This is a genomic window from Peiella sedimenti, from assembly GCF_030504955.1.
In the GTDB taxonomy this organism is placed as follows: Bacteria; Pseudomonadota; Alphaproteobacteria; order Caulobacterales; family Caulobacteraceae; genus Brevundimonas; species Brevundimonas sedimenti.
In genome coordinates, this window is the sequence record NZ_JAUKTR010000001.1 from 480953 (window position 1) to 492500 (window position 11548).

At 70.0% G+C, this 11548-nt stretch carries 11 protein-coding genes (1 of these 11 only partly in view); 3 read left to right on the top strand and 8 right to left on the bottom strand.

The features are described 5' to 3' along the window. Positions 1-4 precede the first annotated feature (4 nt). Entirely contained in the window at positions 5-808 is an 804-nt protein-coding gene (locus Q0812_RS02445) for a transglycosylase SLT domain-containing protein (RefSeq protein ID WP_302108711.1), read from the top strand. On the opposite strand, the gene Q0812_RS02450 is transcribed toward Q0812_RS02445, so the two are convergent. Next, entirely contained in the window at positions 805-2607 is a 1803-nt protein-coding gene (locus Q0812_RS02450; RefSeq protein ID WP_302108712.1) for an ATP-binding response regulator, read from the bottom strand. The genes Q0812_RS02445 and Q0812_RS02450 overlap by 4 nt on opposite strands. A 96-nt stretch (positions 2608-2703) precedes the next feature. Here Q0812_RS02450 and spbR point away from each other — a divergent pair, with 96 nt between their 5' ends. Next, complete coding sequence (spbR, locus tag Q0812_RS02455) at positions 2704-3846, top strand: SpbR family protein (protein ID WP_302108713.1); 1143 nt, start codon at positions 2704-2706, stop codon at positions 3844-3846. On the opposite strand, the gene Q0812_RS02460 is transcribed toward spbR, so the two are convergent. From Q0812_RS02460 to Q0812_RS02470, 3 genes are all read right to left on the bottom strand, one after another. Next, complete coding sequence (locus tag Q0812_RS02460; RefSeq protein ID WP_302108714.1) at positions 3783-4112, bottom strand: hypothetical protein; 330 nt, start codon at positions 4110-4112, stop codon at positions 3783-3785. The two genes, spbR and Q0812_RS02460, sit on opposite strands and share 64 nt — an antisense overlap. Then, positions 4090-4524: a hypothetical protein gene (locus Q0812_RS02465; RefSeq protein WP_302108715.1), complete on the bottom strand. Its 435-nt coding sequence runs from the start codon at positions 4522-4524 to the stop codon at positions 4090-4092. The genes Q0812_RS02460 and Q0812_RS02465 overlap by 23 nt, the downstream gene beginning before the upstream one ends. 127 nt (positions 4525-4651) lie before the next feature. Then, the gene (locus Q0812_RS02470) at positions 4652-4879 is read right to left on the bottom strand and encodes a LuxR C-terminal-related transcriptional regulator (protein ID WP_302108716.1); all 228 of its coding nucleotides are present in this window, start codon (positions 4877-4879) and stop codon (positions 4652-4654) included. A gap of 238 nt (positions 4880-5117) precedes the next feature. On the opposite strand from Q0812_RS02470, the gene Q0812_RS02475 reads away from it, so the two are divergent. Beyond that, positions 5118-5993 (top strand): hypothetical protein, encoded by an 876-nt coding sequence (locus Q0812_RS02475; protein ID WP_302108717.1) that lies wholly within the window; start codon positions 5118-5120, stop codon positions 5991-5993. 95 nt (positions 5994-6088) lie between these two features. Here Q0812_RS02475 and Q0812_RS02480 read toward each other — a convergent pair whose 3' ends face one another. The 4 genes from Q0812_RS02480 to hfaA all read right to left on the bottom strand — a co-directional run. Beyond that, positions 6089-8971, bottom strand: coding sequence for a M16 family metallopeptidase (locus tag Q0812_RS02480; RefSeq protein WP_302108718.1), 2883 nt, complete (start codon positions 8969-8971; stop codon positions 6089-6091). Between the two features lie 95 nt (positions 8972-9066). Beyond that, the gene (hfaD, locus tag Q0812_RS02485) at positions 9067-10305 is read right to left on the bottom strand and encodes a holdfast anchor protein HfaD (protein WP_302108719.1); all 1239 of its coding nucleotides are present in this window, start codon (positions 10303-10305) and stop codon (positions 9067-9069) included. Continuing rightward, positions 10232-11239, bottom strand: a complete 1008-nt coding sequence (gene hfaB, locus Q0812_RS02490; protein ID WP_302108720.1) for a holdfast anchoring protein HfaB — start codon at positions 11237-11239, stop codon at positions 10232-10234. Before hfaB ends, hfaD begins: the two co-directional genes overlap by 74 nt. Then, positions 11226-11548, bottom strand: the 3' portion of a protein-coding gene (gene hfaA / locus Q0812_RS02495) for a holdfast anchoring protein HfaA (protein WP_302108721.1). The gene runs 109 nt beyond the window's last position; 323 of the gene's 432 nt are visible here — the last part of the coding sequence; its start codon lies off the right edge, out of view; the stop codon is at positions 11226-11228. Before hfaA ends, hfaB begins: the two co-directional genes overlap by 14 nt.

Here is an 11548-nt window from a genome sequence, read left to right on the forward strand (position 1 = left end):
GCCCATGAGCGTGGGATCGATCGGTCAGGGCGGAGGGGTCGAGGCGATCATCCGCCGCGCGGCCGGCGCGACCGGGGTCGACTTCGATTTCCTCATGCGGACAGCGCGCCGCGAGAGCGCGCTGAACCCTCGCGCCCAGGCCCGCACGTCGTCGGCGGCGGGACTGTTCCAGTTCATCGAGCAGACCTGGCTGGCGACCGTGAAGCGGCATGGGGCGCGGCACGGCTATGGCCAGTACGCCAACGCCATCAGCCAGGGCTCGGACGGACGCTGGCGGGTGGATCCCGGCGCGCGACGCGCGGTGCTGGACCTCCGGTTCGACCCGACCGCAGCCTCGGTCATGGCCGGTGAGCTGGCCTCGGATCACGCGGCCTATCTGCGGGGACGGATCGGTCGGGAGCCCACGGCGGGCGACCTTTACGCGGCGCACTTTCTGGGACCGGCGGGGTCGGCGCGGCTGATCCAGGCGGTGGACAGCCGCCCCGGCATGAGCGCGGCGGCTCTGTTCCCCGAGGCGGCGGGCGCGAACCGCCCGATCTTCTTTCGAGGAGGACGCCCCGCCACCGTGGCGGAGGTGTACGCCAATCTGACCCGCAATCAGGGCGCGGCGCCCGCCGCGGCGCCTAGCGAGCCCGCGGCTCCGCCCATGTCGGAGCGGGACGCAGCGATCGCGGAGCGGCTGGATCGGCTGCGGCAGGATTCGGAGCTGATCCAGGCCCTGTTGGGCGATCAGGCGGGCGCCGGATCATCCCTGTTCACGGCCCAGCTGCTCGGCGCCTTCGGCCCTGGTCGCGACGATCGGGCCTAGGCGGCTTCGGTCTTGGGCGCAGGCGCCCGGCGACCGCGCTCGGCGGCGTCGGCCACGGCGCGGGCCACGGCCGTCACGCTGACGGGCTTGCGCAGGACCGCATCGGCGCCTGCGGCCAGCATCTCGGCGGCCTCCTCGGCGTCGCCCCCGGTCACGGCGATGACGGGCAGCTCGGCGGCGGACGTCTCCAGCTTGCGCAGAATCTTGAGCGCGGTCAGGCCATCCATGCCGGGCATTCGGCCGTCCAGCATGACCAGGTCGATCTCGCCCAGGTTCAGCAGGTCGAGCGCGCGGCGCCCGTCCTGGGCGTGCAGCACGCGGTGGCCCAGCTGCTCCAGCACAGCGCGCAGCATGGCCGCGTTCAGGCTGTCGTCCTCGGCCACGAGAATGCGCAGGGCGCGGGTTTGGGCCGGCGCCGTGTCAGAGCGCGGGGGAGCCTCAGCCTCGGCGTCCCAGGGCAGGTCCAGCCAGAAACGCGAGCCGACGCCCGGGGCGCTGTCCGCGCCCAGCCGGCCGCCCATGAGCTGGGCCAGACGCCACGACAGCGACAGGCCGAGCCCGGCCCCCGGCACGCCCGCGCCGGTGCGTTCGATGCGACGGAAGGGCTCGAAGGCCTTGGCCAGTTCGTCCTCGCTCAGGCCGGGGCCGGTGTCGGCCACCTCGAAGCGGATGAAGTCGCCCTCGATCAGGCGCACCCGCAGCTCGACGCGTCCGCGAACGGTGTACTTGATGGCGTTGCCGATGAGGTTGTTGAGGATCTGACGCACCCGCGCGCCGTCGCCGATGGCGGCGCCCTTGAGCGGCGGGATCGCGTCGTCCACCTGGGCGGAGAGCTCAAGGCCGCGCGCGACCGCCTGGGGCCGCTGCAGCAGGGCCAGATCCTCGGCCAGCCGGCGCACCTCGATGGGGCGCGGGGTGAGGGTCAGCGAGCCTGTCTCGGCGATCTCCGAATCGAGGGTGGCGTCCAGCACCTCGACCAGATCGCGCGAAGCGTGAAGGGCCGCCTTGAGCTGATCCCGCGAGGGCGCGCCGCGCGATCCGGCCCCCAGGGCGCCGGCCAGCACGTGGGCGACGCCCGACAGGCCGTTCCTGATCTCGTGCGAGAGGGTGGCGACGATGTCAGACTTGGACTTGGCCAGGCGGCGGCTCTCGGCCAGGGCCGCTTCGCGGTCGCTGATCAGATCCTCGCGCTCCATCGCCATGGCGAAGTGCTCGCGCAGATGCCGATTGAGGATCATGGCCAGGGCCAGGGCGAGGGACAGGCCGCTAAGGATCAGGGTCGCCGTGCCGCTGGTCTCCGGGCGCTGGGCCAGAAAGATCACCGGGCCCGCCGCCGCCACCGGGCCCGCGGTCAGGAGGGCCGGCAGCAAAGGCGAGGAGAAGAAGATCACGCCGACGGCCGCCCCGGCGCTGAGCACCAGCAGCACCTCGGCCAAGGGGCCGGCGCCGACGGCGAAATAGGCGGTCTGCAGCACCGACAGCGCCCAAAGCAGGGACGCGGCCACGTGAACCGCGACAGCCAGGCGGCCCGACGGCGGGTCGTCGGTCCGGCGCTTCCTCCAGTCGAGGATGGCGTAGAAGACGGCCCAGTTGAACCCGTAGACGCCCAGGCAGACCGACACCCAAAGGGCGTTCGGAGCATAGGCCGCCACCGCCACGAACACCGGCAGGCAGATGCCGAAGAAGCCGAGCGCATAGGGCAGCAGCTGAATCTGCGCCTCCATGGCCAGGCGCGCGGTGGCGCGGCTGTCAGGCTTGTTGAGCAGCGCTTGGGCCAGGCTGGGGGCGGCGTCGGACATACCCCATATTGCGGGCGTCTAGGTTGCCGCCCGGTTACGATGTTCCGGGAAAAGAAGGTAAAGATTCGTTAGCCGTGTTGGGGCGATGCTGGCGGCATGAGCATCGCCCGCGCCCGCCTGACCGACGCCGATATCCGCCGCCTGGTCAAGAGCGACGACGAGGACGAGCGCGCCGCGGCCGCCCACAAGCTGTGCCGCCGCATCGACCGGGCCGAGCTGGGCGAGGAAGAGCGGGCCGCGGCCCAGAAGATTCTGCGTGTGCTGGCCGAGGACGCCGCCGAGATGGTGCGGCGCGCCCTGGCCGTGACGCTGAAGTGCTCTGACCTGCTGCCCCGTGACGTGGCCCTGCGCCTGGCGCGCGACGTCGACGCCGTGGCCCTGCCGGTCATCGCCTTTTCGCCGGTCTTCACGGACGAAGACCTGCTGGATCTGGTCCGTAGCGGGGCCGAGGCCCGCCAGGTTGCCGTGGCCGGGCGCCCGCGCGTCTCGCGGGATGTGGCCACCGGCATCGCCGACATGGCCTGCGCCGCCGCTGTGCGGACCCTATGCGCCAACGACAACGCCGACCTGTCCGAGCCGGCCATGGGGCGGGCGCTGGACCGCTTCGCTGATCGGTCTGAGATCGTTTCGGCCATGGCCTACCGCCAGGTGCTGCCGGTCTCGATCACGGAGCGTCTGGTGGAGCTGGCTTCGGAGGCGGTTCGCGAACACCTGGTGACCCGCCACGCCTTGGCGCCCGAGACCGCTATCCGCCTGGCCACGGCCGCCCGCGAACGCGCGACGGTCGACCTGATCGACCAGGCCGCCGCCGCCCAGGACCTGGCCAAGTTCTGCGCCAGCCTGAGCGCGCGCAAGGCGCTGAGCGCCTCGCTGCTGCTGAGGGCTCTGGCGCGCGGCTGCATGCCCTTTGTGGAGCACGGCCTGGCCGAGCTGTCGGGCGTGGCGCACCACCGGGCCTGGCTGATGGTGCACGACGCCGGACCCCTGGGCCTCAGGGCCATCTACGACCGGGCCGGCCTGCCGCCGCGCCTGTTCGCCGCCTTCCGCGCGGGCGTGGACACCTGGCGCGACCTGCACGCCGAGGCGGGCGCCTCGCTGGACCGCGAGCAGTTCCAGGAGCGGATGCTCGAGCGCTACCTGACTTCGGCGGTCGGCGGATCGCGCGAGGACGTGGCCTACCTGCTCGAGCGACTGGATCGCCCTGCGGACATCCTGGCCACGCGCGTCAGCGCCGCCTGATCCTCCGCACCCAGGGACCTTGGACTGCTCACGCCGGTGAAGGCGATGAGGTTGGCCAGGGCAACGCGATCCAGTCCGTCCGAGCGGGCGTCGCAGTCGGCTGCCAGAACCGACAGAATAGCGCCCATCTCATCGAGGCTCTGGGGATGTCGAGTCAGTATCACCGCCTCTGCGTCAGCAAAGGCGTCCCAGGCCCTGGCGGGCACGGCTTGACCGGCATAGCGGCGCCAGAAATGCACCGCCTCATCGAAGGTCATTGCCTTCATTGAAAAATCTCCGGGCCTTGTGGGCGAGGCGCGTTTCCACGGCGCCGGCCACACAGGCCGCCATAAGGAAGACCCAAAGCGCGCGGCGAAGCCCGACCGCCGTCCAGAGGTCGTACGCCACAGCGCCCACGGCGTAGGTGAGGGACGAGGTGATCTGGACGCCTGCGGCGCCCAGGAGCCACCAGCGGTCGCCGATCACCGCCATCGTCATGAGAAAGGCCGACAGGGCCACAGATACAATCGCCAGCGCCCAGCGCGTCTGCCCGATGATCAGGTCCTGGAGGAAAAACGGCGCCAGAACATTCAGGACGAGCACAGCCGCCGTCAGCCGCTCAAGACGCCCGCCCTTCCAAGCGAGAAGGGCCAGCGCGCCGATCGTGATGGGCCACAGGATCGCCTGGATCGGGGACATGCTTGGCAGGCCGTCCCTAGCCGTCTGACCGCTGCAAACCGGCAGGGGCGCCGCCTTTCGGGACCGTCTCGGGATGGATCATCTTGCGCAACGCGTCTTCCTTCGCGAACCAGCTTCTTTACCGTTTTCAGCGGAGACCCGAGCCGGCGAAGGACTGGACCAGATCAAAGCTGGTTCTCAGCACCGCCAGCATCACGAGCGTCGAGATCATGGCCAAAAAGGCAAAGGCCGCCATGACGGTTCGGTCGGACACACCGCACGCCCGGGCGATATGTTTGTTCGGCAGGCCCTGCACGGCCATCGCGACGAACTCCAACTCGCGCGGCGTCAGCCGGCGCCGCTCGTCGTTACTCAACCTGCTTGGCATGCCGACCTCCGACCGACATGGATCGGGTGGAATCGCAAGCTTGGCAATAGTTTACGGGCGTTAACTGAGCCATCGGCCGGCAAAGGCGAGTCCGCCGACGAGGTTTTGGGCAGAGTCAGGCTCGTCGAGGGCCTCAACCCATCCGCAAGGGTTTTCTGACAGCCTGCTTCGGCCCGGAACTTGCTTGGCCGCCAAGTCAGGACGCCGGCGTCAGGAGGCGAGACGGATGATCGTGCGACTGAAGTATGTGCTGGGGGCCTTGGCCGGCCTGTGGCTGATGGGTCTGGCTGGAGAGGCCGCGGCCCAGTGCGGGCCGGTGTGTCCGCCGCCGCCGCCACCCTGCTGCGAGCCTCCACCCCCGCCGCCTCCGCCCCCTCCGCCGCCGCCCAACTGCTGCCATCGGCCGCCTCCGCCGCCCTGTTGCTTCGGCGGCGGCAACATCAACATCAATGTCAATGTGAACGCCAACGCGGCGGCCACGGCGCGCGCCGGTGCGGCCGCAGGCGGCGTGGTGGTCGTTGGCGGTGGCGGCGGCGCCTACTTCAATGTGGATCAGCCCTATCCCACCACCATCACCGGCCTGAACGTTCAGGGCGCGGCGGCCGCCGCGGCGGCCGTGGTGCGTGTCCCCTACGAAGAGCGACGCCGCACGACCAAGCGGGTGGCCATCCAGGCGGTCTGCATCGACGACCGCAACATTCCGCATCCGGCGGCCCAGGTGCGTCCGGACCGGGACATCCACGACGACTATGAGGGCGAAATCTATCGCTGCATCGCCGGATCGCGCCTTCAGGTGACGATCGTGGAGTGGCGCGAGAACTTCAGTTTCGACGGCGGCGAACTGCTGGCCTGCGAGAAGGGTCAGGCTCTGTGGCACGGCCGCGGCGGCCTTCTGGAATGCCGCATTCAGCGAGCCGAACGCGACTGTAATGAACGCTCGTTGCTGCGCCGCTACGGGGCGGGCATCAAGATCCTGACCCTGGTGCGCGAAGAGATCGTGACGAGTTATCGCGAAGAGGTCACGGCCGAAGCGCGGGCCGAGGCCAGCGCCGTCTCGGGCGCCCTGATGCTGGACGGCGGCGTGGGCGGCCGGGTGCACTAAGTCCCGCGACGCGACAGAAAAGAAGAAGGCCCCGGAGCGGACTCCGGGGCCTTTTCGATTCAGGGGCCTTTTCGATAAAGCGCCTCTCGCTGCGCCTACTCGCCGCCGGCCGCCCCGGCCGCCGGCACGGCCTGGGCTCGCCAGGCCCGGTCCGCGCGCAGGTAGCGCTGGGCCACCGCCTGGATGTCGGCGGGGGTCAGGGCCTCAAGCTCGGCCTGGGCGTTCAGGATCGACGGGAGGGTGCGCGGATCAGACTGGACGTCGTCCAGCTGACCGACCCAGTAGCCGTTCTGGTTTCGCTGACGCAGCAGGTTCTCGATGCGCGGACGGCGCGCGCGCTCCAGCTCGTCGGCGGTGATCGGGGTCTCCACCAGGGAGGCCGCGATGCGGTCCACGTCGCCGAAGAAGCCCTCCAGACGCTCGGGCGGAACCTGGATGCTGGCCGAGACGTAACCGTAGCCCGGGAATTCCCACGAAGCGGTGGTGCCGACATTGGGCGAGTAGGTCACGGCCTGACCTTCACGCAGTTCCTCGATCAGGCGCAGACGCATGACATCGCCGAGCACCTGGATGGCCCGCGATTCGCGCGTGTCAGACCCGTAGTCGGTGGTCGGCCAGGCGACAAAGCCCAGCGCCTGGTCGGCGCGCCCGCCGTGGGTGAAGGTGACGGGCTGGGCCGCACCTTGCGGGAAGCTGACCTGATCGGCTCCAGCGGGGATGGCCGGCAGCTGTCCGCGCGCGGGCAGCGCGCCGAAGGTGGAGGCGACGGCCGCAATGGCGTCCTCCACGGTGACGTCGCCGACGATGGTGATCTCGACTGGACCGTTGGACATCTGAGGCTCGAGCGCGCCGCGAATGTCGGACATCTGCGTCGCCGCGATCTGCTCGGCATTGGGCAGGGCCCAGCGCTGATCGCCGCCGCGCAGCAGGTGGCCGGCCTCCAGGGCGAAAACGCCGGCGGGGGTGGCCCGCAGCTGGTCCAGCTGCTGCGTCAGCAACGACTGGCTGCGCGCCAGAGGCTCGGGACGCCAGCCCGGATCGGTCACGTAGGCCGCCATCACCTGCATCTGGGTGAGGAGGTCCTCAGGCCGGGTCGAGCCGCTGAGACGATAGGCGTCGTCGGTCTGGGCGAACTGCAGGCCGTAAAGCTTGCCGGTCAGGGCCTGCTCGACCTGGTCCTGGGTCATGCGGCCGAGGCCGCCTTCGCCCAGCACGAAGGGCGCGGCCCAGGTCGGCGGCACGCGATCCGTAGGCAGGCCCTGGTAACCTTGGCCCAGGCGCAGGGCGACCAGCACCTGGTTGTCGGTGAAGTCGGTCGGCTTGACGGTCAGGCGTACGCCATTGGCGAAGCGGATCGCCGTGGCGCCCACGCCGTCCAGCTCGGTGCGCTCGGCGACCTGGCCGGGCTGGCCGAAGTCCGTATAGGCCCAGTCGACAGCCGCCTGCGCCTCGCCGGCCGCCACAGGGCGCTCGCGAGCCTCCTGATAGGCTTCCAGAACGGCGGCCTCTCCGCCCTCGACGGGCTGCGGCGAGTTGAGGAAGACGAGCGGGCCGTTGCCGGTGAAGGCCGCGGCGAGCGCCGCGTTGACCGCCTCGGGGGTCACCGTGGCGGCCACGCTCTCGAAGAGTTCGAGGTCCGCCTGGGGCGCGGTGAAGACCTGCTGTTCTTCGAGGGAGCCCACCAGGCCGTTCGCCAGGGCCGTGGAGGGACGGGTGCCCGCGCGGGCGGCGGCGGCGCGCAGCGCTTCGTGGAATTCGGACACCTCGCGGGCCAGTTCATCGGCGCGCACGCCGTACTGAACGATGCGGCGCTGCTCCTCGTCGAGGGCGGCCAGGGCGCTCGCCCACTGACCGGGCTGGATGGTGGCCGACAGGCTGGTGAGCTCGGCCGATTCGAAGAGATCCTGTTCGCCCGCTCCGGCGCCGATGAAGGGCGGCTCAGCGCCGCGAGCCAGCGCGCCCAGCCGTCGGTTCAGGACCGCGAAGCCCAATTGGGTCACCAGATCCTGCGAGCGTTTGGCAGCCGTGTCAGGGCTCCAGTCCAGGGGGCGGCTCCAGAAGATCTGGACGTTGGATGAGGCGCCGGGCTCGGAGAAGATGCGGGCCTCGATCTGGCGGGGCTGAAGCGCGCCGAGGTCCGGCTCTGGACCGGCGGGCCCCACCGCTTCCCAGCTGGAGAAGGTGGAGCGGATCTTGGCTTCCATGGCGTCCACGTCGAAGTCGCCCACGGCGATCAAGGTGGCGCGCTCGGGCCGGTAGTACCCTCTGTAGAAATCGACGAACTTCTGGCGGTCGGCCGTGCGCAGCGACTCGGTGGTGCCGATGGGCAGGCGCTGGGTGACCAGCTGGCCCGGGACGACAAAGTCGATCAAGGCGATGAGGCCGCGCAGGCCCGGCGTGGCGCGCGTGCGCTCTTCTGACAGGATGATGCCGCGCTCGCGGTCGATGGCGTCGGCGTCGAGCAGAGCCTCGCCCATCATCTCGCGCATGACGCGCAAGGAGGTGTCGACGGTCTCGTCGTTCGTGCGCGGCAGGTCCAGCTGATAGGTGGTGGACTCGAAGCCCGTGACCGCATTGGTGTCCGCGCCGAACTGCAGGCCCAGGCGCTCGAGGATGGGCAGCAGCTGGCCCTCGGGGATGCCGGTGGTGCCGTTGAAGACCATGTGCTCCATGAAGTGCGCCAGGCCGCGCTGGTCATCGCGCTCCATCAGCGAGCCGGCGTCCACGCGCAGGCGCAGCACGCCCTGATTGGGCGGCGTCTCGTTGTGCATGATGGCGTAGCGCATGCCGTTCGGCAGCCGGCCGAAGCGCACGGCCGGGTCGGGCGCCAGATCGCTGCGCTCATGCGGAAGGACGTTCTGGAAAGGCCGCAGCGACGAGGCGGCGGGCGCCGGCGCCTGCTGCAAAGCCGCCAGCGCGGGGCTTGCGGTGAGCAGGGCGAGGGCCGAGGCGGCCGCCAGCATGCGGTTCTTGATCATAGATTTATCTCCCGACAGGCCGCGCAAACTGACCGCGCGGGCAGGGGCGCGCAAGCGCGGCGGTATGAACCTTACGGCTTCTTAATGTCGGCGGATCAGTGCCCCGAGGGGCGCGAAACGTAGAAGCTGGCCGAGTTTCCGGTCGCCGTGGAGCCCGCGATGATGGATCGGGCGGAGCCGTTCACCGTGGAGGAGGCGTAGGCCGAGACGCCTGACTGGTTGGTCTGGACGTTGGTCGCATAGAGCTGGCCCGCACAGGTCGAGCAGGCATAGCCGATGACCGAGTTGCCGATGGCCGTGGCCGAGGCGCCGCCATCGTAGCCGTCCTGTCCCGTAAAGCCGGCGATGACCTCCACGCCGCCGTTGTTCAGTTGCTCCACGTCGATGACGGCCAGCACGTCGTTATTGCCGACCTGGAGCGCGTTGCCGACGCCGTAGGCGACGGCGGTGGCGGCGCCGAAGTCGTAGGCCGAGACCTCGGCCTGGGAGCGGACATAGGCGTCATTATTTTGGTCGGCCGTAACATAGACCGAGCCGCCCTGGTTGGTGATGGCGGCGTTGTTGCCCATGGCGGTGGCCGAGCCCTGGAGATCCCAGGCGTTGCCGGCGGCGACGAAGGTGGAGGCCTGGGTGCGCGCGCCGGTCATGGTCTGGGCGATCACCCATTCCTGGCTGCCGACCGTGCCGGTGGCGTTCAGGTTGTTGGAGGCGGCGCTGGCCCCCACGGTGAGCGTCGCCGGCGCGTACTGGATGACGGCGCCTGCGGTGGCTTGGGTCAGGGAGTCGCTAGTCTGAGTGATGCTGCCGACGGCGCGGCCCGTCTCGACGGCCAGGCCGACGTGGTTGGTCATGGCGGTGGCGTTGATGGAGCCGCCCTCCAGCATGCGACCGGTGGCGGCGTTGGCCTGCACATCGGCGGTGACTTCGACGGTCCCGGCCGTCTGGGTGATGTCGGCGCTCAGATCGCCCCCGTAGGCGGCGGCCTCGACCACGTTGCCGCTGGCGCTGGCGGCCAGGTTGACCGGCCCCGCCGCCTCGCCCGCCAGGTCGAGGGTCATGGAGGCGCGGACGTCCCCCTGAAGGTCCTGGGTCGAGGTGACCCCGGCGTCGTCGTCCTCAACCGCGCCGAAGAAATGGTTGCCGGTGGCCGTAGAGGAAGCGGTGATCTGCTCTTCGGTGGTGACGACCGTCAGCTCGTGGGTCGACAGCACGTCGCCCAGCTGGATCTGGCCGTTCAGGACCTGGGTGGCGTCCTGGGCCTCAGTAGCGGCCGCGGCGAACGTCGCCGTCGCGGCGATCGTGCCAGCGAGAAGGATCCGCGCGCGTTTCGGCATTGTTGGTCCTCACCGTGTCATAGGCCGGGTAATAGCCGCCCGCCGGGCCGACCGTGCCCAGAGGGTCGTTGGCGGCGTCGAGGCAGATCTGCGGGCCAGGCGCGCCGTAGAGGTTGGCCATCATCTCCAGTACGCCGCGTTCGATCATGGCGCGCACGGCCAGCTGAACCGGCTCGAAGCCCGAGCCGCCCGCCGAGAGGTCGAAGATATTGCCGTTCAGGAAGTCGAAGACACCGGCCGAGATTTCGCGGCCGACGATCTGCTTCTGATAGGAGATGACGTCGACCACCTCCATGGACTGGGTCTGCACCAGGCGCAGGTCCAGGGCCACGTTCATGACGAACAGGCGCCCGCGGGCCACGCCCGAGAAGGCGTCTCCGTCCGCATCGCCACCGCCCACGTCGAAGCCGGAAGAGCGGATGTTGTAGTTCACCTCGGTGATGCCGCCGACGATGTAGAAGTCCGACCCCGGCACCTGGCCGGAATAGATGCGGCGGTACTCGGCGGCCTGGCCCTCGGTCGCGGCGGGGCCGTCGCCGATCAGCCGGTTGTTGGCGTAGCGCAGCTCCAGCTCCGAGACGGAGGTGTCGTATCGCTCGACGATGCGCGCGCCGGCCTTGCCCAGGGCCGAGATGGCCATCAGCGAAGCGCCCTGGGTGATCTGGCGCCCGCCCTCGGAGGTGACGGTGCCGGTGTAGTCGCTGACGCGGCCCACCGCGATGCGGGGCGAGGGCAGGTTGTACTGGCGCGCGTAGCCCGCCAGACAGTTCAGCGCCGAGGAATAGGGCGTCGGGTTCGAGGTCACCGGCGCATTGCCGATGGGCGAGGCGTACAGGCCCGAAGGCCCGGCCACAGGGCTGGCGCAGCCCGACAGGGTCAGGGCGCCGGCGGTGACGGCCGCCAGAGCGGCACGGGTAATCTTACTCGCCGGCAAGGCGCAGCCTCCCATTCAGCTCGGTTCCGGCCGTGACCTGGCCGTTGTTGGTCTGCGTGGAGTTGACGATGACGGTGTTCCAGTTGCCCTGCACCACCACATTCAGCTGGTTGCCGATGGCGGTGGAGCTGCCGATGCCGCCGTGGCCGGAACCCAGTCCGTTTATGAGGCCGCTGACGCCGCCGCTGGAGCTGGAATAGGCCGAGGCCCCGGTCTGGATCAGGCCGTTGACCACCAGGCGGTTGCCGTTGGCGTCGCGGGTGGTGCCCTGGGTCGGCTGGCCGGTCAGGCTGCGCGCGCCGCCGTAAC